Genomic DNA, 22,487 nt, shown 5'->3' with positions numbered 1-22,487 from the left:
TACACACACGTACACGCACGTACACACACGTCTGGCTACACCTTGCACCTTTGGCGTGCCGGGTCCGGGCAGCCGGCTCGACCGGTCGTCACGGAAGGGGCGAGGGCATCGCACCCGGCACGCTTCAGGCCATACCCATGTCGGCCGAAGCCACAAACCTGGCCGCCGACCGATGTCTTGCCCGGAGCAACCGATGTCTGACGATTCGCGCCCCGCGCCCCCCGCGCGGGCCCACCGCACCGCCGCCGTCATCCCCGCCGCGGGCCGCGGCGTCCGGCTGGGCCCCGGTGCGCCCAAAGCCCTCCGCTCGCTCGGCGGCACGCCGATGCTGATCCACGCCGTCCGCGCGATGGCCCGCTCGCGTGCCGTCTCCCTCGTGGTCGTCGTCGCCCCGCCGGACGGCGCCGGCGAGGTCCGGAACCTGCTCGACGAGCACGCCCTGCCCGACCGCACGGACATCCTGGTCGTCCCCGGCGGCGACACCCGGCAGGACTCCGTCCGCGCCGGCCTCGACGCCCTCCCGGACGACATCACCGCGGTCCTCATCCACGACGCCGCCCGCCCCCTGGTCCCGGTCGACACCGTGGACACCGTCGTCGAGGCCGTCCGCGACGGCGCGCCCGCCGTGGTGCCCGCCATGCCGCTCTCCGACACCGTCAAGGAGGTCGAGCCGGGCGGGCCCGGCGAGGCCGAGCCCGTCGTCGCCACCCCCGAGCGGTCCCGGCTGCGCGCCGTCCAGACCCCGCAGGGCTTCGACCGGGCGACCCTGGTCCGGGCGCACGAGACCATCGCCGTCAACGGCGAGGGCGCCACCGACGACGCCGGAATGGTGGAAAGGCTCGGCGTACCCGTGGTGCTGGTGCCGGGCCACGAGGAGGCCTTCAAGGTCACCCGCCCGCTGGACCTCGTCCTCGCCGAGGCCGTACTCGCCCGCAGGAGGGCCACCGATGCCTACTGACCCCACCGCCCCGCTGCTGCCGCTCGTCGGCATCGGCACCGACGTGCACGCCTTCGAGAAGGGCCGCGAACTCTGGTGCGCCGGCCTCCTCTGGGAGGGCGAGGAGTACGGACTGGCCGGGCACTCCGACGGTGACGTCGCCGCCCACGCCGCCTGCGACGCCCTCTTCTCCGCCGCCGGCCTCGGCGACCTCGGCGCCCACTTCGGCACCGACCGCCCCGAGTGGTCCGGCGCCTCCGGGGTCACCCTGCTCGCCGAGGCGGCCCGTATCGTCCGCGCCGCCGGATTCGAGATCGGGAACGTCGCCGTGCAGGTCATCGGCGTACGGCCGAAGATCGGCAAGCGGCGCGACGAGGCACAGAAGGCGCTCGCCGCCGCAGCGGGCGCGCCCGTCGCGGTCTCCGGCACCACCACCGACGGCCTCGGCCTCACCGGCCGCGCCGAGGGCCTGGCAGCCATCGCCACCGCCCTGGTGTACCGCACGGACCGGGACTGAGAACGCCCGCCGGCCGGTCCGCCCCGGCACGGCACACCGACCGGCGCGCCGCCCCGCGTCCCCAAGGGGTCGCGGGGCACTGGCTTCCGGGCACTACCCTGGATGCCGTGACTATTCGCCTGTACGACACCAGCGCCCGGCAGATCCGCGACTTCACCCCGCTCGTGCCGGGCTGTGTCTCGATCTACCTCTGCGGTGCGACCGTGCAGGCCGCCCCGCACATCGGGCACATCCGCTCCGGCCTGAACTTCGACATCATGCGCCGCTGGTTCGAGTACCGCGGCTACGACGTGACGTTCATCCGGAACGTCACGGACATCGACGACAAGATCATCACCAAGTCCGGCGAGCAGGGCCGCCCCTGGTGGTCCATCGGCTACGAGAACGAGCGCGCCTTCAACGACGGCTACGCCGCCCTCGGTTGCGAGCCGCCCACCTACGAGCCGCGCGCGACCGGCCACGTCACCGAGATGGTCGAGATGATGCGCGGCCTGATCGAGCGCGGCCACGCGTACGAGGCGGACGGCAACGTCTACTTCGACGTGCGCTCGTACCCGGACTACCTCAAGCTCTCCAACCAGGAGCTGGACAACCTGCTCCAGCCGTCCGGCGAGGGCGAGACCGGCAAGCGCGACCCGCGGGACTTCGCCATGTGGAAGTCCGCCAAGCCCGGCGAGCCCTCCTGGGAGACCCCGTGGGGCCGCGGCCGGCCCGGCTGGCACCTGGAGTGCTCGGCCATGGCCCACAAGTACCTGGGCGCCGCCTTCGACATCCACGGCGGCGGGCTCGACCTGATCTTCCCGCACCACGAGAACGAGATCGCCCAGGCCAAGGCCTTCGGTGACGACTTCGCCTCCTACTGGGTGCACAACGCCTGGGTCACCATGTCCGGCGAGAAGATGTCCAAGTCCCTGGGCAACTCGGTGCTGGTCTCCGAGATGGTCAAGACCTGGCGCCCGATCGTCCTCCGCTACTACCTCGGCACCCCGCACTACCGGTCGATGATCGAGTACAGCGAAGAGGCACTGCGCGAGGCCGAGTCGGCGTTCGCCCGCATCGAGGGCTTCGTCCAGCGCGTCTGCGAAATGGCGGGGAAGACCGTCGCCCCCGCCGCCGAGGTGCCGCTCGCGTTCGCCGAGGCCATGGACGACGACCTCGGCGTCCCGCAGGCGCTCGCCATCGTCCACACCACGGTCCGCCAGGGCAACAGCGCCCTGGCCGCCGACGACAAGGACGGGGCCATCGCCCGGCTGTCCGAGGTCCGCGCCATGCTGGGCGTCCTCGGCCTGGACCCGCTCGACCCGCACTGGGCCGGCGAGGCCGACCGGGGCGAGGACCTCCACGGGGTCGTGGACAGCCTGGTCCGCCTGGTCCTGGAGCAGCGCGAGTCCGCCCGGGCCCGCAAGGACTGGGGCACCGCCGACGCCATCCGCGACCAGCTGCAGCAGTCCGGGCTGGTCATCGAGGACAGCCCGACCGGGCCCCGCTGGACGCTCGGCCAGCGCTGAGCCCCGGGCAGACGGGTTTGGTGGCCGCCCGGCGCTCCGGGCGGCACACTTTTCATACGTACGTATTGCATTGCCGACGAAACAGGTAGAGGTCATGGCCGGGAACAGCCAGCGCAGGAACCGCCGCACGTCCAACAAGAAGGGCGCGACGGTCGGCAGCGGTGGCCAGCGGCGCAAGGGCCTGGAGGGCAAGGGCCCCACGCCCAAGGCCGAGGACCGCAAGGGCCACAAGGCCTTCCGCATTTCCAACGCCAAGGCCCGGCAGGCGGCCAAGCGGCGTCCCGCGCCGCGCCGCGGCGGCCCCAAGGGCACCAGCGAGATGGTCGTCGGCCGCAACCCGGTCTTCGAGGCCCTGCGCGACGGGGTGCCCGCCACCACGCTCTACGTCCAGCAGTTCATCGACAACGACGAGCGGGTCCGCGAGGCCCTCGCGCTCGCCCAGGCCCGCGGCAACATCAACCTGATGGAGGCCCCGCGGCCCGAGCTCGACCGGATGACCGGCGGCCTCAACCACCAGGGCCTCGTCCTGCAGGTCCCGCCGTACGAGTACGCGCACCCGGAGGACCTCACCGCCGAGGCGTACGACGAGGGCGAGGACCCGCTGATCGTCGCCCTGGACGGCGTCACCGACCCGCGCAACCTCGGCGCGATCGTCCGCTCCGTCTCCGCCTTCGGCGGCCACGGCGTGGTCATCCCCGAGCGGCGCGCGGCCGGCATGACCGCGGGCGCGTGGAAGACCTCGGCGGGCACGGCGGCCCGTACGCCGGTCGCTCGCGTCACCAACCTGACCCGGGCCCTCCAGGAGTACAAGAAGGCCGGCATCACCGTGGTCGGCCTCGCCGCCGAGGGCGAGCACGAGCTCCAGGACCTCGAGGCGCTCGGCGGCCCGGTCGTGATCGTCGTCGGCTCCGAGGGGAAGGGGCTGGGCCGGCTGGTCGGCGAGACCTGCGACTTCCTGGTGCGCATCCCGATGCCGGGCGGCGCGGAGTCCCTCAACGCGGGCGTCGCGGCCGGCGTGGTCCTCTACGAAGCGGCCCGCCGCCGCGCGTAACCCCCCGGACCGTGCCCCGCCCCCCTCCACGGAGGAGGGGCGGGGGCCGGTCAGGTGGCGGATTGAGGGGTGTGCCGCGGGTGTGGCGCACGGGCGTCCCGCGGCACCGGCCGTGGCCGAAATGTGGGGCCTTGACGGGTCTCGGACAGATCCGTGCTGTCAAGGCAGTGTCCTAAACATTGATCACTCGGTTAGATGAGTGTGGACACAAGAACGCCCCGGTTCGACGACCAGCCCGCGCTGAGCATGGTCAAGGTGCCGTGCGACCCCGCACAGGTCATCGTCAACCACGCCAGCTTCCGCGTGCGGCTCGCACCGAGCCCGAGCGCGCGTCCCAAGTCCGGTTCCCTTCCCGGCGGCCCGGCCCGCGTTCCCGCGCTCAGCGCGGCCGTCGCCGCCGCAGGCGCGGGACGGCGGCCACGCCGTGCGCCCGTGGTGTGGAGTGGCAAGGCCGGGCCCGGCGGCGACGCCGCCGCCGCCACCGGCGGCCTGCTCCAGGCCGTACGCGAAGCAGGCCGCGGCCACGACGAGTTCGACGGCGGAGCCACCCAGGTCATCCCCCGCGTCGACCTCGACCGGGACCTCGCCGAGGACACCCTGCCCACCCCCACCGTCATCGGCCAGCGGAGCTACGACGAGACCCGCCCCCTGGCCGCCGTACGCGACCTGTCGCACCGGCCCGGCCCGGGCTACGACGGCCCGGGCTACGACGGCCCCGGCTACGACGGCCCCGACGAGCCCCTCGCCGAGATCCGCCGCCCGCAGGGCGAAGGCCGCCCGGGCAACGCCTCCTACTACCCCGACCGCCGGATGAACCTCGGCGTCGTACTGCTCCCGCTGCGCGTCTTCCTCGGGTTCATCTCCATCTACGCCGGCATGGGGAAGCTCTGCGATCCCGTCTACTTCGACGGCGGCGAGCGCGGCTCCATGGTGACCTGGCTGCACACCCTGCACCCCTGGGCCCTCGCCGAGCCGCTCCGCGACTTCGCGCTCTCGCACCCGGTCGGCGCCGGCCTCACCGTCGCCTTCTTCCAGGTCATCGTCGGCGTGCTGACGGTCTTCGGGCTGTGGCAGCGGTTCGCCGCCTGCTTCGGGGCGCTGCTGTCGGCCGCGCTGCTGATGACCGTGAGCTGGAAGACCGTCCCCGCCTACGACGCCCCCGACATCATCTACCTGGCCGCCTGGAGCCCCCTCGTCATCGCCGGCGCCCCGGTCTACTCGCTGGACGCCCGTATCTCCGGCGAGGCATGGCGGACCCTCGGCCCGCGCTCCGAGATCTGGCAGCTGCGCCGCCGGGTGCTGCGCCGCGGGGCCGTCGTGGCCTCCGTGGTCGTCGGCCTGACGCTGCTCGTCGGTTCGCTGCTCGGCAGCGCCGTCCGCTCCAGCACGGTGGTCACCGTCCCCGGTCCGGGCGAGGCCCCGAGCAACTACCTGCCCGGTTCCCCGCTCCCGCAGGAGCCCGGGAAGTCCCGCACCCCGGCCCGGCAGGCACCCACCCGCAACAGCCCCTCGGCGAAGCCCTCGCAGCCCGCCAAGTCCGGCCGCACCACGCCGGGCGCCGGCTCCACGGCCACCACGGGTACCGGCGGCTCCGCCTCTTCCGGATCGCCGTCGGCGACCCGGGGAGCCACCGGCAAGCAGACCCCGCGGTCGCAGAGCCCCCGCCAGACGACCACCCAGCAGCGGCCGTCCTCCTCGTCCTCCGGCAGCGGCGGCACCGGCACCAGCGGCAGCGGCTCGGACGCGCCCACGACCCGGAAGCCCGGCCTGGTGGGCAGCCTCCTCGGCTGACCACGACGACGGAGGAGGGGCCCGGCGCGCACCGCGCACCGGGCCCCTCCTCCGTTCTTCCGCTCTCGCGTTCAGGAGCCGCTCTGGGCCGCCAGTTCCTTCGCGGCCTCGGTCAGATCCTTCGCCGTGTCGATGGCCCGCCAGTAGGCCCCCTGGGGGAGCGGGAAGCCCGCCAGGCGCCGTTCCCGGGCCAGGTGCGGGAAGGTGGTCCGCTCGTGGTCACCGAAGTCCGGCAGCAGCGAGGCGAATTCGCCGGAGAAGACGTACACGCCCGCATTGATGAGGTACGGCGACGGCGGGGCCTCGATGAAGTCGAGGATCTGCCCGAACTCGTTGGTCTCCACCACGCCCCACGGGATGCGCGGCCGGGCCAGCGCCAGCGTGGCGGTCGCCCCCCGCTCGGTGTGGAACTCCGCCATCTCCCGCAGGGAGAAACGCGTCCAGATGTCCCCGTTCGTGGCGTACCACGCCTCGCCGGGGTGCGGCAGCCGGGCGGCCGCGAACTTCAGGCCGCCACCCCGGCCCAGCGGCTCCTTCTCGACCACGGTCGTCACCCGCAGCGGCAGGTCGGCCTGGTCCAGCCACTCCTGGAGCACCTCGGCGAGATGGCCGCAGGACACCACGGCGTCGGTGACCCCCTCGGACGCCAGCCAGGCCAGCTGGTGCCCGATGATCGGCACACCGGTGCCGGGGATCTCGACCATGGGCTTCGGCCGGTCGTCCGTATACGGGCGCAGCCGCGAACCCTGGCCGCCCGCCAGGACGACGGCCTGGCGGGGCGTGGCCGGGTACGCGGCCGCGGAGCGGGTGGCACCGGAGGCGGCGCCGGCGGGAGCGTCGGAAGGTTCCGTCATGACGGAAGCCTATGCAGGGCCGGCCGCCCCGGGGGCGCCGTGCCCCGAAACCGCCCCCAGGAGGGACGGGGGCCCGGACCGACGGCCGGGAACGGGGTCTAGCCGATGGAGGCGACGCCCGCCGCGTACGACGTGTCGCACACGGGGCGGGCGTACGACTGGGCCTTCGTCGGCCCGTACTTCTCGACCGCCGCCCGGCCCAGCGCACGCGCGATGCCCACGCAGTGGTCGGCCAGCGAAGGCCGCTTGTCGACCGCCTGCTGGAGGTGGGTCAGGACCTCACCCGGCTGCGCACCCTGCTGCAGCTCCCCGAGGAGCTTGTCGCGCAGCACGTCCTGCGCCGCGAGCGGCTTCGCGGGGACGGACACGTCCTCCGCGGAGGCGGTGAGGATCTGGGACGGGGAGTTGTCGGCCCAGGGAACCATCGTGACCGCGAGGGTCCCGGACAGGACCAGGACGACGGGCAGGACCAGGGCGAGGGAACGGCCGATACGGCGGGCGGTGTGGGTCACGAGGGCGAGAGTAGCGCTCGGTGAGGATTTGGCGACATTTAGTCACCCTGTCGAGGGATGGTTCGACGTGGCTTTTCGAATGTCGTGTTGACGCACACCGCTCGAAATGAACCGGTCTGCTGTGGAGTCCGACGACCTGTGCCCCCGGCGGACCGGTGCCGCAGGGCCTGCCGGTACGGCACGGGCCGCCTGGTTCGCAGGGGCCGGACGCGCCGGCAGTGGCGCGACGTACGCGTGAAACCCGGTCATGCCCGGCAGCGCCGGCAGGGAAACCCGTCGCCAGCCCCGCGCATGGGCCGGCACCGGGCTCCCGGCGGCCACCAGCACCGCCACCGGCCGGTGCAGGGCCACCGCACGCAGACCCCCGCCCGTGATGCCGTGGTCATGCCCGCCGACCTGCCGCGACGCACACCCCAGCCGGTACCCCACCCGGACCGCCTCGTACCCGCTCACCACGCACGGCGGCCGCAGCCCCTCCCCGCGCAGCTCGGCCGTCACCCGCGCGAACGCCGCACGCGTCTCCCGGCCGCGATCCACCGCAGCGTCCAGCACGGCGTACTGCACGGCGAGATGCCCCGCCGCCACCGCCACGACCAGCCCGCACCACACCCGGCCCCGCGCCGCCAGCGCCGTCACCCCCGCCGCCACCGGCAGCGCCAGCAGCGCGTACGCGGGCAGCAGGAAGCGCGGTGCCGCGTACCCGATCAGTACGACGTACGGCAGCGCCAGCACCCCTCCGGCCACCGCCGCCACGAGCAGCGCCTGCCGGACCGGCGCCGCACGCCGGACCGCCACCACCACGCCCGCCGCCACCGCCGGCGGCACCAGGAACCACCACAGCCCGGTCACCGGCCGCCACGAAGCCCCGCACGGGCGGCACAGCGTACGGCCGTTCTGCGCGCGCAACTGGTCCAGCAGCGCGGCGGGATGCCAGCCCAGCCCGCCCTGGATCTCGTCCGCCCGGCGCAGCCGCGCCGCCGTTCCCCCGTACCGCAGCTCCGCCTCCACCAGCCACTCCGCGACCCCGAGCAGCGCGCCGGCCGCCAGCGCCGCCAGCACCACGGGCCGCCGCCAGGACCGCACGAGCAAGGCCGGCCCGCCCAGCGCGAGCAGCAGCCAGAGCACGTCCGGCGGCCGCATCAGCGCGACCCCGCAGACGGCCGCCGCGAGCCCGGCGAGCAACCGCCCGGACGGCGGGCGCGGAGAGAGCACCGCCCGCAGGAAACACCCGACGGCGATCAGGCAGCCGTACGCCACCCACAGGTTCGGCATGGCCTGCGAGCCGTACAGCAGGGTGATCCACAGGCCGGCGAACAACGCCCCCGCCACGGTGAGCACACGGGCCGGCAGCAGCGGCCGCCACACGGCGAGGGAGAGGAAGAGGGCCGCCCCGGACAGGACGGACAGGTACACGCGCAGCACGACCGGGTCGTGCGGGTCCACACCGGGCAGGACGGCGGGCGCGACGAGGAGCACGATCCCGCGGGCCCGGGGCGCACTGAAGAAGGCGGCCGGCGCGTGCGGGTCGGCCTGGCTGACGTACACCGTCTCGTCCCACCCGAGCGCACTGCCGGGCACGACGAGGGCCAGCTGCAGGAGGGTGAAGACGGCGGCGACGGCGGCGGGACCGCGCAGCCGCCGGTCCCGGCCCGCGGCGGCGGGCCCGCCCGCGGTGACGGCGCGGGCGGGTGCCGCGGAGCGCGCGGTCGGGCCGGTGACCATGCCCCCACGCTGCGGTCACAGCGCGGGGACGGCCACCGGAGACGTCCGTACGGAGCTACCGGTCCAGAGCCGGAATCAGTCGGAGAGACGCTCGCCGGAGGAGGTCGAGAACACGTGGGTCTCGCCGCCGCGCGGCACGACGTGCAGCCTGGAGCCCTTCTCCGGCACCTGACGGCCGCCCACGCGGACGACCAGGTCCTGGCTCTTCCCGCCGACCTGCGCGGTGCCGTAGACATAGCCGTCGGCGCCGAGCTCCTCGACCACATTGACGGTGATCTCCAGGCCGCCCTCGTCGCTGATGTCGAAGTGCTCGGGGCGCACGCCGACGGTGACGGTGCGGTCGCCCGCGTCCGCGGCGGTGGACAGCGCCTCCCGCGACACCGGGATGACGGAGTCGCCGAACTTCACGCCGCCGTCGGTGATCGGCACCTCGACGAGGTTCATGGCGGGGGAGCCGATGAACCCGGCGACGAAGAGGTTCGCCGGGCGGTCGTACATGTTCCGCGGGGTGTCGACCTGCTGGAGCAGACCGTCCTTCAGGACCGCCACCCGGTCGCCCATGGTCATGGCCTCGACCTGGTCGTGCGTCACGTACACGGTGGTGATCGCGAGGTCCCGCTGCAGGGCGGCGATCTGCGTACGCGTGGACACGCGCAGCTTGGCGTCCAGGTTGGACAGCGGCTCGTCCATGAGGAAGACCTGCGGCTTGCGGACGATGGCACGGCCCATGGCCACGCGCTGCCGCTGACCGCCGGACAGCGCCTTCGGCTTCCGGTCGAGGTACTGGGTGAGGTCCAGCATCTTCGCGGCCTCTTCCACCTTCTGGCGGATGGTGGCCTTGTCCACGCCGGCGATCTTCAGGGCGAAGCCCATGTTGTCGGCGACGCTCATGTGCGGGTAGAGCGCGTAGTTCTGGAACACCATCGCGATGTCCCGGTCCTTGGGCGGCAGGTGGGTGACGTCGCGGTCGCCGATGCGGATCGCTCCGCCGTTGACGTCCTCGAGGCCGGCGAGCATCCGGAGCGAGGTCGACTTGCCACAGCCGGAGGGGCCGACGAGAACGAGGAACTCGCCGTCCTCGATCTGCAGGTCGAGCGCGTCGACGGCGGGCTTGTCGCCGCCGGGGTACAGCCGGGTCGCCTTGTCGAAGGTGACAGAAGCCATGGTGATGCATCCCTTCACCGGCAGGAACGTGCCGGACGATCCGAGTAAGGGAGTGATGTTGGTCTAGTCCATGACGGACTCCGGGTGACGCTACCCGGAGGCCCGCGTTCTGTCAGCACCCGGACGGCGACGACTTCTGTTGCGGCAGGAAGAGCACCCCACTTTTGACCGTCCCAGGACAGAGCAGTTGCCTTTTGACATGGGTTCCTGCTTCAGCGCCCACTGCCGCCAGGGGCAGCCCTGAGGGCCACTCCAGACGGTCTTACACGGGCTCCACAGGCATCACGGCCGACGGCCCGTCGGTCCGTACCGCACGCGGCTAGGCAGCCAGGTGAAGATCACCCAGTTCCGAAGCCCTGATCACACTCGGCGCCACCGAACCCGGCGGCGTGCGCATCGCCACCAGCCAGTACAGCCGCATTCCCTCGTCCCGCAGATTCACGGCGGCGTTCACGTCCCGGTCGTGCAGCACCCCGCACGCGGTGCACGTCCACTCCCGCACAGACACGTCAAGCCGCGGGCCCTTCGTATGGCATGCGGAACAACGCCTGGTCGAAGGGAAGAACCGGTCCACGATCACCAGCGTGCGCCCGTACCACTCGCACTTGTACTTCAGCTGCCGCAGCAGCTCACTCCACCCCGCATCCGCGATCGCCTGGCTCAGCTGGGCCTTGCGTCGTCTCCCCTTCCCCACCGCCGGACGCAACAGATTCCCGATCGGCAGGTCCTCCACCACGAGCATTTGGTTCTCGCGCACGAGGCGGGTCGTGAACTGATCCAACAGATCACGCCGGACATCACCGATCAACGCGTACAGGCGGGCGATCCGCTCCCGCACCTTCTCCCGGTTCTTCGAACCGCGCTCCTTCCGGTGCAGCTCACGCTGCAGCCCCGCCAGCTTCTTCTCGTACTTCCGCAGCAGACGCGGGTGCGCCAGCTTCTCCCCGTCGTCCAGGGTCACGAGCGACGCCAGTCCCAGATCCAGACCCACGGCCTTCGGCGACGTCCCACCGGGCAGGAACACCTCCGGCAGCCGCGCGATCCGCTCCTCGACCAGCACGGAGAGGAAGAACCGGCCTGCCCGGTCCCGCGTCACCGTCAACCGGACCGGGAGCTCACCCGCAGGCAGCGCCCGCGACCACCGCACGTCCAGTGGCGCGGACTGCTTCGCCAGCGACACGCGGGCGGTACCCGGTCGCTCAGGGTCCTCCACCCACCGGAACGCCGTCCGCACGTAGACGGCCGCATCCCGCGAGCGCCGCTTCGACTTCGGCTTCGGATACTTTCCCGAACCCTTGAAGAACCGCGAGAACGCGCCGTCCAGGTGCCGCAGTGCCTGCTGCAGCACCGGTGCCGACACCTCACGCAGCCACGAGGTCCTCGGAGATCGCTTCCAGCCGGTCAGCGCCCGGCAGGTCTCCGCGAACCCCACCGACACCCGGTACTGCTCCCAAGCCTTGACCCGGAGCCCGAGGCCCTCGTTGTAGACCCAGCGGCACGCGCCGAAGGTCTGGTTCAGCTGGGCCTCTTGCTCGGGCGTCGGGTAGAAGCGGAATCGGTAGACCCGATGGTGCGATTCCGTTGGCGACTTCGTGCTCTGGAGCGGGACGGCCTTCCGCCCCTGGTGTTTGACGCGATCCCCCACTCCCAACAGCTCGCGCTTGATGCGGCCGGCCTCCTCGACGGTGACCTGATCCATGTCGCCCCTCCGCCCCTCCGATCCGATCTTCAGAACGGCACATCAGTCCGTTCAACGAACTGGTGCTTGAGCGGTTACGGGTCGTGTCGGAACTTCGTGGTGGGGGGATTCGGGTGCTGTGTAGAGTGAGGGCGCTGCACCCGTGAGCGTCACGGGTGTCTGTCGTGCCGCCTTAGCTCAGTTGGTAGAGCAACGGCCTTGTAATCCGTAGGTCGTCGGTTCGATTCCGACAGGCGGCTCCATCCCAGGTCAGCGCCTCGCCGGCCGAGGAGATTCGAACGGACGGGAGGGCTCCGGGTGGTCACCCGGGGCCCTCTTCGTGTTTCCCTGTGCCATCGGCAGAGAAAAAAATTGAGCGGTATTTTTGTTCTGTCGACGTGCGCAGAGAGTCTGGGGGCCGGCATGCCGCGGACCGTCAAGCAGGACCGTGCCCTCCGGACGAGGGCGGCGCTCATCCAGGCGGGGGCCGAGGTGTTCGGCGAGGAGGGGTTCGCCGGGGCGAGTGTGACGCGGATCGCCGACCGGGCGGGGGTGACGCTCGGGGCGATGTACTTCCACTTCCCGTCCAAGGAGGCCCTGGCACGGGAGATCGTACGGTCGCAGCCGGAGCTCGTGAGTCCGCCGCTGCCCTCGGAGGGGCTGCAGCATGCCGTGGACCTCACGCTCACGTGGGCGTACCAGCTGCTGACGGACGCGCTGTTGTTCGCGGGGGCGCGGCTGTTGATGGAGCAGGACCGGTTCATCGGGCGTGAGGAGAGCACGCACCGGGTGTGGACGGGGGTCCTGGCGCGGGACTTCGAGCTGGCGGTGAAGCGGCGCGAGTTGCGGCGGTCGGTGGACGCCGGGGCGCTGGCGCGGCTGGTGGTCAACGCGTGCGCCGGTGCGCAGATGCACGCGCACCTGGAGACGGCGCGGGTGGACCTGCCGCAGCGGGTCGAGGAGATGTGGCGGCTGGTGCTGCCGGCGGTGGCGACCGCGCGGGTGATCGAGCGGCTGGAGTTCGGGGAGGAGCGGGGCCGCTGTGAGGGGGGTTCCGCCGGGTCGGTTCCGGCTAGCCCAGGAGCCGGTTCCTGACGGCGGTGAGGACTTCCGCGCGGCTGCGCGGGCCGTTGTCGGCTGCGATGAGGTGGTCGCCGATGCGCAGGGAGAAGGTGATCAGGCAGCGGGCTTCGACGTCGTCCTGGTCGGGGCAGAAGGCCCCGTAGAGCTCGCGCAGGTAGTCCATGCGCCGGTTGTCGGCCCGGCGGAGGCGGTGTGCGACGTCTTCGTCGCGCCGGGCCCAGTCGCGGATCGCGAGTTCGACCCCGGCGTCGGTCACGGGTGTGTCGGCCGAGCCGACGAAGTCGAAGAGGCGGCCGAGGCGCTCGCGGGCGTCGCCCCCGTCGTGCTCGATCCGCTCGATGACGTCCTCGGTGACTCCGCGTTCCCAGGTGTCGAGCATTTCCTCCAGCAGGGCGGCGCGGTTGCCGAAGTAGCCGTAGAAGCCGCCCTTGCTGACGCCGAGTGTCTGGGCGAGGACCTCGACGCGGACGGCCTCGGGTCCGCCGGCGGCGAGTGCCCGTAGGCCCTGCTCGATCCACTTGACCCGCGGTGTGCGGATCGCGCCCATGCCGCGTCTCCCCTCGTGTGTTCCGACCCGAAGTATACGGCGCCGTACAGTCGGGTCTATGCTTGATCTATACGCCACCGTATAGACAGGGGTCCGTCATGAGCGAGCTGCGTCTTCACCCGGCCGACCACACGTCCCGGCCCTGGCGGATCCACGAGATCGCCGGCGATTTCCGGCTCGAGGACGTGTGGGCGCTGCCGACGCCGGGAGGCCCGGACGACCTGCACCACCTGGTCCGGCAGATGGCGGACGGCAAGGAGGGTCCGGACGGGGGCAACCCCGTGGGCCGCTTCCTCTTCGCGGTGCGCTGGAAGCTCGGCGCGCTGCTCGGCTGGGACAGGCCGGACTCGGGCATAGGCGGTCGGGTGGCGACCCTGCGCGATCGGCTGCCGGAGGACCTGCGCGAGGGGCCGCGCGGGCCCGACCTCAGCTCGGTGCCCTTCACCTCCGTCTTCCAGACGCATGACGAATGGGCCGCCGAGTGCGCCAACAAGACCATGCACGGGGTGATGCACATCGGCTGGGTCCCCGACGGGAACGGTGGCTACCGGGGCCAGTTGGCCGTCCTGGTGAAGCCGAACGGCCGCCTCGGCTCGCTGTACATGCTCGGCATCAAGCCGTTCCGGTACCTGGGGGTGTACCCGGCCCTGATGCGTTCGATCGGCCGCGAGTGGCGAACGGGCGCGGCGGGCCGTACGGCGCGCTGACGTCGCAGGCCCTAGTGGCGGCCCGAGATGCGGTCGGCGATCCGGGCCAGGGGTGCGGTGGCCGCGGTCTGGTGCGTGGTCTCGCGGCGGTCGGCCTCGCGGTAGGCGGCGTAGAGGGCGTGTACGCCGAGCCAGCGGAGAGGTTCCGGTTCCCAGCGCCGGACCCGGTGGTTGACCCACGGGAGGGTGGTCAGGTCGGTGGGGCCGCCCTGGCCGGAGTCCTGCTGGACCAGGTCGCGGAGGGTGCGGGCGGCGAGGTTGGCGGTGGCGACGCCTGAGCCGACGTAGCCGCCGGCCCAGCCGAGCCCGGTGGTGCGGTCGAGGGTGACGGTGGCGCACCAGTCGCGGGGGACACCGAGCACTCCGGACCAGGCGTGGGTGATCTCCACGCCGGTGAGGTGGGGGAAGAAGGCGGTGAGGAGGTCGGTGAGGGCCGCGATGGTGGCGGGCTGGGTGCGGCCGTCGTTGTCGGTGCGGGAGCCGAAGCGGTAGGGGACGCCGCGGCCGCCGATGGCGATGCGGTCGTCGGCGGTGCGCTGGGCGTACATGTAGGCGTGGGCCATGTCGCCGAGGGTGGCGCGGTCGTTCCAGCCGATCCGTTCCCAGGTCTCCGGGGGGAGCGGGGCGGTGACGATCATGGAGGAGTTCATGGGGAGCCATGAGCGCTTCTGGCCCTTGAGGCCTGCGGTGAAGCCTTCGGTGCAGCGCAGGACGTAGGGGGCGCGGACGGTGCCGTACGGGGTGACGGCGCGTTTCGGGGCGATCTCGGTGACGGGTGTCGACTCGTGGATGGTGACGCCGAGGCGTTCGCAGGCGTCGGCGAGGCCGGTGACGAGTTTGGCGGGGTGGATGCGGGCGCCGTGGGGGGTCCAGGAGGAGCCGACGGCGTCGGCGATGTCGATGCGGGCGCGGGTCTCGGTGGCGCCGAGCAGGACTCGGTCGGTCTCGCCGAAGCCGACCTCGGCCTCGTGGAAGGCCTTGAGCCGGGTGAGCTGGGCGGGGGTGCGGGCCACTTCCAGTACGCCGCCGCGGTGGATGTCGGCGTCGATGGCCTCCTTGGCGGCGACGTCGATCACCTCGGTGACGGTGTCGTTCATGGCCTGCTGGAGGCGTTGGGCGGCGTCGCGGCCGTGGAGCGCGGCGTAGCGGTCGCGGCCGGCGATTCCGTTGTAGAGCCAGCCGCCGTTGCGGCCGGAGGCGCCGTATCCGCAGAACTTCCGTTCGAGGACGGTGATCCGGAGGAAGGGGGCGGCCTGCTTGAGGTAGTACGCCGTCCACAGGCCGGTGTAGCCGCCGCCGACGATGACGACGTCGGCGGTGGCGTCGGAGGTCAGCGGTGCGCGGGGCGGCGGGGTGCCGTGGGTCGCGTACCAGAAGGAGATGCCGCCGTTGATCGTCGCGCTCGCGCTGGTCATGGGGGAGTTGGTACACCGCGCTCCGTATGTGTGTCCAGGTCTGGGTCGGGTGTTCGGCTGGTCGGCCTCTCGCGGTGCGCGGCTTCGCCGGAAAGCGGATGAAACGGACCGCCTCATCCGGATAGCGTCGGATCATGGTGGAGATCCCTGCAGCTCTGGTCGAGTCACAGCTGGAATGGAACGGGGAGGCGGGCCGGGCCTTCATCGACGCGCTGCCCCGCCGCTCGGCGGAGTTCCTGGACCGGTGGCGGCTGCGCCGGTCGGGTCCGGCCATGCACGGAGTGGCCGCGCTGGTGCTGCCGGTGGACCGGGCGGACGGCACGCCGGCCGTGCTGAAACTGCAGGCGGTGGACGAGGAGACGGAAGGCGAGCCGGTCGCGCTGCGCGCCTGGGGCGGGCACGGCTGCGTACGGCTGCTGGAGCACGACCCGGAGACGGGGACGCTGCTGCTGGAGCGTCTCGACGAGAGCAGCCCGCTCTCGGAGGTGGCGCGGGCGGACCCGCGTCGGGCGGTGCGGGTGATCGCGGAGCTGCTGGCCCGCCTGACGGCCGTACCGGCGCCGGCGGGGATGCGGCGGCTGGGGGACATGGCCGCGGCCATGCTGGCGGCCGTACCGGAGGCGGCCGGCCGGCTGGCGGACGAGCGCGACCGGCGGCTGTTCCGGGACTGCGCGGCAGCTCTGGCCGAGGTGGCGGGGGAGCCCGGGGAGCGCCTGCTCCACTGGGACCTCCACTTCGACAACGTGCTGGCGGCCGGCCGCGAGCCGTGGCTGGCGATCGACCCGAAGCCGCTCGCCGGGGATCCGGGCTTCGAGCTGTGGCCGGCCCTGGGGAACCTGTTCGAAGCCGACGACGTGCTGTGGCGCTTCGACCTGATGACGGAGGTCATGGGACTGGACCGGGCCCGGGCGCGGTGCTGGACCCTGGGCCGCCTCGTCCAGAACGCGCTGTGGGACATCGAGGACGGCGAGGAAGCACTCGACCCGGACCAGCGGACGGCGGCCGAGCTCCTGCTGGGGCGCTGAGTGACGGCCTCCCGGCGGGGCGGGGTATCCACGGCGCCCTGCCGGCACGGCGGGCCGGGCCGACCGCCGGTCGGCCGCGGAACGGGCACGGGGCGGCGGCCGCCTAGGCTGCGCGCATGATCAGAACCGCGACCGAAGCCGACGTTCCCGCCATCCACGCCATGATCCGCGAGCTGGCGGAGTACGAGAGCGCCCTCCACGAGGTGCGCGCCGACGAGGATCAACTGCGCGAGGCGCTGTTCGGTGAACGGCCCGCGGCGTTCGCGCACCTCGCCCAGACCGACGCGGGCGAGGTGGTCGGCTACGCGATCTGGTTCCTGAGCTTCTCGACCTGGCGCGGGGTCCACGGCATCTACCTGGAGGACCTGTACGTGCGCCCGTCGGCGCGGGGCGGCGGTCACGGCAAGGCCCTGCTGGCGGAGCTGGCCCGGACCTGCGTGGAGCGCGGTTATCAGCGGCTGGAGTGGTCGGTGCTGAACTGGAACGCCCCCACGATCGCGTTCTACGAGTCGCTGGGCGCGCGTCCGCAGGACGAGTGGTCGGTGTACCGGCTGACCGACGCGCCGCTGGCCGCCCTGGGCACGGCCTGAGCCATGCCTGTCGGTGGCGTGGTCCAGCATGAGGGGATGGCACGGAAGACGAGATCGGCGGCCCGGCCGGCGAAAGCGAAGGAACCCAGCGTGCGGCTGCCGGAACTGGAGCCGTACACGAGCAACGGCCTGGAACGGGAGGGCGACTACGACGGGCTGGAGTTCGCGGGGCTGGAGCTGGACGGTCAGGACGGGACGGGGTCCCGGTTCCTGGACTGCCGCCTGACCGACTGCGCCCTGGACGAGGCCCGCCTGAGGAACGCCCGCTTCACGGACTGCGTCCTGGAACGGGTGCGCGGGGTGGGCACGGATCTGGCGGGGGCCGGCTTCCGGGACGTGGAGCTGACGGAGGCCCGGCTGGGCGGCATCCAGGCGCATGGGGCCGTGCTGGAGCGCGTCCTCGTACGCGGCGGGAAGATCGACTACCTGAACCTGCGGGCGGCCCGGCTGACGGACGTGGTCTTCGAGGGCGTGGTGCTGGCCGAGCCGGACTTCGGGGGCGCCGAACTGGAGCGCGTGGAGTTCCGCGACTGCGTGCTGCGCCGGGCGGACTTCTCGGGCGCGCGGCTGGCGGAGGTGGACCTGCGGGGCGCCGTCGAGCTGGACGTCGTACGCGGACTGGACCGACTGGCGGGAGCGGTGATCAGCCCGGCGCAGCTGCTGGACCTGGCACCGGCGCTGGCGGCGCAGCTGGGCATCCGGGTCGAGGCGGACCCGACGGGGTAGCTCCCGCCGGCCGGGGTCAGGCAGGCACCCGGGGGAACCGGGACTGCAGGCTCCAGACAGCCGGGTTGTCGCCGAGTCCTTCGTGCATGTCGATCAGATCGGCGATCAGGTCGTGCAGGAAGTCGCGGGCCTCACGGCGCAGCAAGGCGTGGTTGAAGGTCAGCGGGGCTTCCTCGGCGGGCATCCAGTCGGCCTCGATGTCCACCCACCCGAACCGACGCTCGAACAGCATGCGGTCCGTGGACTCGGTGAAGTCGAGCTCGGCGTACCGGCTGTTCGCCGAACGGCTCCCCCGGGGGTCTTGGTCGAGCTGCTCGACGATGTCACAGAGCGCCCAGGCGAAGTCCAGCACCGGCACCCATCCCCAGGCTGTGGACAGCTCCCGGTCCTGCTCGGTGTCGGCGAGGTAGACGTCCCCACAGAACAGGTCGTGACGCAGGGTACGGACGTCCGCGGTGCGGTAGTCGGTCTGCGGGGGGTCGGGGAAGCGGCGGGAGAGGGAGTAGCCGATGTCGAGCATGGCTCGATGGTGTCACGGCTGCCTTGCCGCTTCGCGGGTGCGGGCTGGGTTTCCGCGCTCCGCGCGGGGGGTTTCCCATCCGCCCACCCGTAGAGGGCATCACGGATGCCGGGCCACCGGTGGGTGGTTGCTCGCCGTCGGCGGCCGACTGTCCGGCGGCCGGTGGATCAGCCGGCCTGCCGGCCGCCGTGATCGCAAGAGCGCCCAGCGATCGCGAGAGCGCCCAGCGATCGTTGGCGGCCTATGTTCTGCCCCTGACGGGCCGCACCCGCCGACCGGCAGGAGCGCGTAGCGATCGGTGGCGGCCTATGTCCGGCCCCCGGCAGCCCGCACCCGCCGTCCGGGAGGAGCACGTAGCGATCGTGGGCGCCCCATGCCCCGGCTTCCGGCGGCCCGCACCCGCCATCCGACAGGAGCGCGTAGCGATCTGGTGCGCGTGGGCCGAGCTGGATTGCGTAGATCTGATCGACTTCGATTCCGCGTCCGCCCGGATGGGCGGCTGGCCGAGCGGAGCTGCGGCTCGTGCCCGCCAACGCCCCGGCCAAGGGAGCCTGGGTCCCTCCATGCCGTTCCCCCGGGGGCCGCCCGACAGTCCTTGTCGTTCCGGGACGGTCGTCGGGGTCAAGGGTGGCCCGAAGGGCCATCGCCGGAGGCGACGCGACAACGTCGCGCCCTTGACGCCGACGGCCGGCACGGAAGGACGATGAGGACTGACGGGCAGCCCCCGGGCACTCTCGCCCCCGACCCAGCGGAGCCTTGGCGTATCTCGGCCCTGCCCCGTCGCCCCCTACGGAAGAAGCCTCCGCTCCTTCGCCACCGCTACCGCGCCCGCGCGCGTGTCGACGCCGAGCTTGTCGTAGATGCGGCCCAGGTGGGTCTTGACCGTGGCCTCGCTGATGAACAGGGCGCGGGCGATCTCGCGGTTGCCGAGGCCGTGTGCGAGCTGGCCCAGGATGTCCAGCTCACGTTCCGTCAAGGTGGGGCGCGAGCCCCGCATGTGGGCCATCACGCGGCTCGCCACCGGCGGGGAGAGCGTCGTACGGCCCTCGGCGGCGGAGTGGATCGCGGCGAAGAGCTCTTCCGGGCGTTCCGCCTTGAGCAGGTACCCGGTCGCCCCCGCCCCGATGGCGCGGGTGATGTCGGCATCGGTGTCGTACGTGGTGAGGACCAGGACGTGCGGCGGCCGGGGCAGGGCGGTCAGCCGGCGGGTCGCCTCCACCCCGTCGATCCCCTCGCCGAGCTGGAGGTCCATCAGCACCACATCAGGGTGCAGTTTGGCGGCCAGCGCGACCGCCTCCTCGCCGCTGCCCGCCTCGCCCAGTACCTCGATGTCGGGTTCGCTGCCGAGCAGGGCGAGCAGTCCGGCCCGGACCACGACGTGGTCGTCGCAGAGCAGGATCGTGGTGGGCTTGCGTGAGGCGCTCATGAGGCGGGCTCCAGGGGCAGCGCGGCGGAGAGGACGGTCCCCTCGCCGGGGACGGACTCGACGGTGAGGGTGCCGCCCAGCTGACGCACCCGGGCGTGCATGGCGGGCAGTCCGTGGCCGCGGTCCCTGCGGTCCCTCCCCGCGGGCCGGGACTCGGTGAAGCCACGGCCGTCGTCGGCGACGTCCAGGACCACCTGGTCGCCCAGGAAACTCAGCGTGAGCGCGGCCGTGCGGGCGCCGGAGTGTTCCCTTACGTTCGCCAGCGCGCCCTGCGCGATGCGGAGCAGCGCGGACTGGGTGCGGTCGGGAAGCGGGACCGGGACCCCCTCCAGATGGAAGCGGACGGTGATGTCCGGGCCGGCGTCCAGCGCGCGGAGGGCATCGGGGAGCCCGGCGCCGTTGTCGAGCTCGGGCGGGGCCAGGTCGGCGACCAGCCGGCGGGCCGCGGCGAGGCCGCGGGCGGCGATCTCGTTGGCGGTGCGGACGTGGGCACGGGCGGTGCCGGGGTCGGCGTCCCAGGTGCGGTCGGCGGCCTGGAGCAGCATCTGCTGACTGGAGAGGTGCTGGGCCAGGGTGTCGTGGATCTCCATGGACAGCCGCTGCCGTTCGGCGAGGGTGCCTTCGCGGCGCTCGGTCGCGGCCAGCTCGCGCCGGGTCCGGATCAGGTCGTCGATGAGCGCCTGCTGATCGGCTGCCTGGCGCTCCATGTGGATGAAGACGGCGGCGGCGAGGGCGGCGACGGCCGGCGGGGCGAGCAGCAGGTTGGGGTCGAAGGGGCCGGTGGCCAGGCGCAGGTTCGCGGCCACGACCAAGGCGGTGAGCAGGCCGACGATGGCCACGGCGGCGCGGGGCGGGAGGGTGCGGAGGGCGGTGTAGAAGAGCGGGACGGCGCACCAGGCGAAGCTGGGGGCGAGGAGCACGAGGACGACCCAGACGGCGATGACGAGGCCCAGCCAGAGGAGGCGGCGGGGGGACGGGCGTGGAGCGGTCGCGCCGGCGGCGGGGGTGCTGGTGCTCGGGCTGGTGCCCGTACGGCCGAGGGCCGGGCCGAGGACGTAGAGCAGGGCCAGGGTGATGCTCAGCGCGATGACCCACGGGGTGCGGGGTTCGCCGGGGTGGCGGAGGAGGAAGCGGGTCACCGAGGCGGTGAGCAGGAGGAAGAAGGCGGTGTGCATGACCGCGGCGAGGGCGCGAGTACGGGTCCGGCTCGCGGCACTCCGGCTTGCGGCGCCTCGGCCGGCTGCGCGGCCGGTGGTGGGGCGCTGGCCTGCGGTCACGGGGGTCCTCTCGGGTCGGGTCGTACGTCCATCGTGCCGCGTAGCGGCCGGGTGGTGGCTTCGGGCTGGGTGGTGGCTTCGGGTCTGGGGATCTGGGTGCTGGGCTGGGCTGGGCCGGGCGGGGCCGGGCGGGGCCGGGCAGGGGCGGGTTTCGGGCGGCTTCGGGTCCGGGGGCCGGGGGCTCCGGCTGGGGGTGTCCGGGACGGCATGATTTACGGCGCGCTGAGCGGGGTTTGGCTGCTGGGCGGGGGGCGCGCCACACATCACGCTTGAGTGTCCCGGACACCCCCAGCCTCCACCCCCGTCCCCCTCCCGCCGGCTCCCGGCCGTCCTGCCTCGGTGTCGGCGGGCTGGCCGCCTCCCGTGTGGGCAGGCATCCGGCAGGGCGATGGGGACTGACACCGGTGGACCCGGGCCGGTGGACCCGGACTGGTGGACCCAGACCTGCGGCCCCGGACCGGTGGCCCCGGACCGGTGGACCCGGACCGGCGGCCCCGGACCGGCGGCCCCGGACCGGCGGACGGCGGCCCCGTACCGGCGGACGGAGGACAAGGGACGGCGGACGGCGGACGGCGGACAGGGGACGGTGGACAGGGACGGCGGATAGGGACGGCCGACAGGGGACGGTGCCCGGCCGCCCGATGCCGGAGTAGACCTCTGACCAGGAAACTCGGCCGGAGCCGGGCTGCGCATCAGCCGATCGGTTGACCCCGGGGTCAACCGGATCGGCGCGCGGGCCGAGCCGGTCCGGGGACGGGGCGGCGGCGGCTGCGGGACCAGCATGGGTGGTGCGGAAAGAGCCCGGCCGGCAGCGGCCGGCGAGTACCCGCAGCGCGACCCGCCCACACGCCTAGGAGCATCCGCATGAACACCCGTACCCGCGTCCTCACCGGTGCCGCCCTCGCCGTTGCGCTCGGTGCCGGCACCTTCGGTGCCGTCAGCGCCAGCGCCAGCGCCGCTCCCGCTGCCAAGCCCGCCGCGGTGGCCAAGAAGAGCGACAGTGAGAACTTCACCACCACCACGCACCTGACCATCGAGGCCGCGACGAAGGCCGCGCAGGCCGCCCTCAAGGCCGCGCAGAAGGAGAACCAGCGCGTCACCGTCGCCGTCGTCGACCGGAACGGCAACACGGTCGTCACGCTGCGCGGTGACGGCGCGGGCCCGCAGTCGTACGAGTCCGCCCAGCGCAAGGCGTTCACCGCCGTGTCCTGGAACGCCCCGACCTCGGTGCTCGTGGGCCGCCTCGCCCAGACCCCGAACCTGAAGGACATCCCCGGCACCCTCTTCCTCGGCGGCGGCGCCCCGGTCCAGCTGAACGGCGCCCCGATCGCCGGCATCGGTGTCGCCGGCGCCCCGAGCGGTGACCTGGACGAGAAGTACGCGAAGGCCGGTGTGGAGTCGCTCAACGGCTGACCGTTGTAACCGGGTTTGGGTTTT

General features: G+C 72.8%; 21 protein-coding genes and 1 tRNA gene. 12 read left to right on the top strand and 10 right to left on the bottom strand.

The annotated features are described in order from the left end of the window. Positions 1 to 193: 193 nt before the first annotated feature. The 5 genes from ispD to ACGFQ9_RS12335 all read left to right on the top strand — a co-directional run bounded on the left by ispD (position 194) and on the right by ACGFQ9_RS12335 (position 5,804). Complete coding sequence (gene ispD / locus ACGFQ9_RS12355) at positions 194 to 958, top strand: 2-C-methyl-D-erythritol 4-phosphate cytidylyltransferase (RefSeq protein ID WP_393573670.1); 765 nt, start codon at positions 194 to 196, stop codon at positions 956 to 958. Continuing rightward, a complete protein-coding gene (ispF, locus tag ACGFQ9_RS12350; RefSeq protein ID WP_393573669.1) occupies positions 948 to 1,454 on the top strand; it encodes a 2-C-methyl-D-erythritol 2,4-cyclodiphosphate synthase in 507 nt (168 codons plus the stop codon). Before ispD ends, ispF begins: the two co-directional genes overlap by 11 nt. Before the next feature lie 107 nt (positions 1,455 to 1,561). After that, positions 1,562 to 2,962: a cysteine--tRNA ligase gene (cysS, locus tag ACGFQ9_RS12345; protein WP_393573668.1), complete on the top strand. Its 1,401-nt coding sequence runs from the start codon at positions 1,562 to 1,564 to the stop codon at positions 2,960 to 2,962. A 94-nt stretch (positions 2,963 to 3,056) separates the two neighbouring features. Then, entirely contained in the window at positions 3,057 to 4,013 is a 957-nt protein-coding gene (gene rlmB / locus ACGFQ9_RS12340) for a 23S rRNA (guanosine(2251)-2'-O)-methyltransferase RlmB (RefSeq protein WP_393573667.1), read from the top strand. A 195-nt stretch (positions 4,014 to 4,208) separates the two neighbouring features. After that, positions 4,209 to 5,804, top strand: a complete 1,596-nt coding sequence (locus tag ACGFQ9_RS12335) for a DoxX family protein (protein WP_393573666.1) — start codon at positions 4,209 to 4,211, stop codon at positions 5,802 to 5,804. A gap of 71 nt (positions 5,805 to 5,875) precedes the next feature. Here the strand turns inward: ACGFQ9_RS12335 and ACGFQ9_RS12330 are convergent, their stop codons facing one another. The 5 genes from ACGFQ9_RS12330 to ACGFQ9_RS12310 form a co-directional block, all read right to left on the bottom strand. Next, positions 5,876 to 6,658, bottom strand: coding sequence for an NDP-sugar synthase (locus tag ACGFQ9_RS12330; protein WP_393573665.1), 783 nt, complete (start codon positions 6,656 to 6,658; stop codon positions 5,876 to 5,878). Positions 6,659 to 6,756: 98 nt separating this feature from the next. Then, entirely contained in the window at positions 6,757 to 7,170 is a 414-nt protein-coding gene (locus tag ACGFQ9_RS12325; protein ID WP_393573664.1) for a hypothetical protein, read from the bottom strand. Positions 7,171 to 7,212: 42 nt separating this feature from the next. After that, a complete protein-coding gene (locus ACGFQ9_RS12320) occupies positions 7,213 to 8,892 on the bottom strand; it encodes a hypothetical protein (RefSeq protein ID WP_393573663.1) in 1,680 nt (559 codons plus the stop codon). A 75-nt stretch (positions 8,893 to 8,967) separates the two neighbouring features. Continuing rightward, positions 8,968 to 10,056, bottom strand: a complete 1,089-nt coding sequence (locus tag ACGFQ9_RS12315) for an ABC transporter ATP-binding protein (RefSeq protein WP_393573662.1) — start codon at positions 10,054 to 10,056, stop codon at positions 8,968 to 8,970. Positions 10,057 to 10,375: 319 nt separating this feature from the next. Further along, positions 10,376 to 11,755 carry an RNA-guided endonuclease InsQ/TnpB family protein gene (locus tag ACGFQ9_RS12310; RefSeq protein ID WP_393573661.1) on the bottom strand — a complete coding sequence of 460 codons (1,380 nt, stop codon included), beginning with the start codon at positions 11,753 to 11,755 and terminating at the stop codon, positions 10,376 to 10,378. 166 nt (positions 11,756 to 11,921) lie between these two features. Between ACGFQ9_RS12310 and ACGFQ9_RS12305 the strand changes: the two genes are divergently transcribed. Both ACGFQ9_RS12305 and ACGFQ9_RS12300 read left to right on the top strand, forming a co-directional pair. Continuing rightward, positions 11,922 to 11,997: transfer RNA gene (locus ACGFQ9_RS12305), tRNA-Thr, on the top strand. A gap of 160 nt (positions 11,998 to 12,157) precedes the next feature. Continuing rightward, positions 12,158 to 12,829: a ScbR family autoregulator-binding transcription factor gene (locus tag ACGFQ9_RS12300; RefSeq protein WP_393573660.1), complete on the top strand. Its 672-nt coding sequence runs from the start codon at positions 12,158 to 12,160 to the stop codon at positions 12,827 to 12,829. On the opposite strand, the gene ACGFQ9_RS12295 is transcribed toward ACGFQ9_RS12300, so the two are convergent. Next, the gene (locus ACGFQ9_RS12295) at positions 12,807 to 13,364 is read right to left on the bottom strand and encodes a TetR/AcrR family transcriptional regulator (RefSeq protein ID WP_393573659.1); all 558 of its coding nucleotides are present in this window, start codon (positions 13,362 to 13,364) and stop codon (positions 12,807 to 12,809) included. The two genes, ACGFQ9_RS12300 and ACGFQ9_RS12295, sit on opposite strands and share 23 nt — an antisense overlap. A gap of 98 nt (positions 13,365 to 13,462) precedes the next feature. On the opposite strand from ACGFQ9_RS12295, the gene ACGFQ9_RS12290 reads away from it, so the two are divergent. After that, a complete protein-coding gene (locus ACGFQ9_RS12290; protein ID WP_393573658.1) occupies positions 13,463 to 14,071 on the top strand; it encodes a DUF2867 domain-containing protein in 609 nt (202 codons plus the stop codon). A gap of 11 nt (positions 14,072 to 14,082) precedes the next feature. Here the strand turns inward: ACGFQ9_RS12290 and ACGFQ9_RS12285 are convergent, their stop codons facing one another. Beyond that, a complete protein-coding gene (locus tag ACGFQ9_RS12285) occupies positions 14,083 to 15,486 on the bottom strand; it encodes an NAD(P)/FAD-dependent oxidoreductase (protein ID WP_393573657.1) in 1,404 nt (467 codons plus the stop codon). A 134-nt stretch (positions 15,487 to 15,620) separates the two neighbouring features. Between ACGFQ9_RS12285 and ACGFQ9_RS12280 the strand changes: the two genes are divergently transcribed. From ACGFQ9_RS12280 to ACGFQ9_RS12270, 3 genes are all read left to right on the top strand, one after another. Then, positions 15,621 to 16,511: an aminoglycoside phosphotransferase family protein gene (locus tag ACGFQ9_RS12280; protein WP_393573656.1), complete on the top strand. Its 891-nt coding sequence runs from the start codon at positions 15,621 to 15,623 to the stop codon at positions 16,509 to 16,511. Positions 16,512 to 16,627: 116 nt separating this feature from the next. Next, positions 16,628 to 17,101: a GNAT family N-acetyltransferase gene (locus ACGFQ9_RS12275; protein WP_393573655.1), complete on the top strand. Its 474-nt coding sequence runs from the start codon at positions 16,628 to 16,630 to the stop codon at positions 17,099 to 17,101. Between the two features lie 36 nt (positions 17,102 to 17,137). Further along, the gene (locus tag ACGFQ9_RS12270; protein WP_393573654.1) at positions 17,138 to 17,827 is read left to right on the top strand and encodes a pentapeptide repeat-containing protein; all 690 of its coding nucleotides are present in this window, start codon (positions 17,138 to 17,140) and stop codon (positions 17,825 to 17,827) included. Positions 17,828 to 17,843: 16 nt separating this feature from the next. Here the strand turns inward: ACGFQ9_RS12270 and ACGFQ9_RS12265 are convergent, their stop codons facing one another. From ACGFQ9_RS12265 to ACGFQ9_RS12255, 3 genes are all read right to left on the bottom strand, one after another. Further along, entirely contained in the window at positions 17,844 to 18,347 is a 504-nt protein-coding gene (locus tag ACGFQ9_RS12265; RefSeq protein ID WP_393573653.1) for a hypothetical protein, read from the bottom strand. Between the two features lie 787 nt (positions 18,348 to 19,134). After that, positions 19,135 to 19,773, bottom strand: coding sequence for a response regulator (locus ACGFQ9_RS12260; protein ID WP_393573652.1), 639 nt, complete (start codon positions 19,771 to 19,773; stop codon positions 19,135 to 19,137). Beyond that, positions 19,770 to 21,050 carry a sensor histidine kinase gene (locus ACGFQ9_RS12255; protein ID WP_393573651.1) on the bottom strand — a complete coding sequence of 427 codons (1,281 nt, stop codon included), beginning with the start codon at positions 21,048 to 21,050 and terminating at the stop codon, positions 19,770 to 19,772. Before ACGFQ9_RS12255 ends, ACGFQ9_RS12260 begins: the two co-directional genes overlap by 4 nt. A gap of 864 nt (positions 21,051 to 21,914) precedes the next feature. On the opposite strand from ACGFQ9_RS12255, the gene ACGFQ9_RS12250 reads away from it, so the two are divergent. Then, positions 21,915 to 22,463: a heme-binding protein gene (locus tag ACGFQ9_RS12250; protein WP_393573650.1), complete on the top strand. Its 549-nt coding sequence runs from the start codon at positions 21,915 to 21,917 to the stop codon at positions 22,461 to 22,463. Positions 22,464 to 22,487 lie beyond the last annotated feature (24 nt).

It is taken from the genome of Streptomyces sp. NPDC048603, from assembly GCF_043199475.1.
In the GTDB taxonomy this organism is placed as follows: domain Bacteria; phylum Actinomycetota; class Actinomycetes; order Streptomycetales; family Streptomycetaceae; genus Streptomyces.
This window is presented reverse-complemented; position numbering and strand designations above follow the sequence as displayed.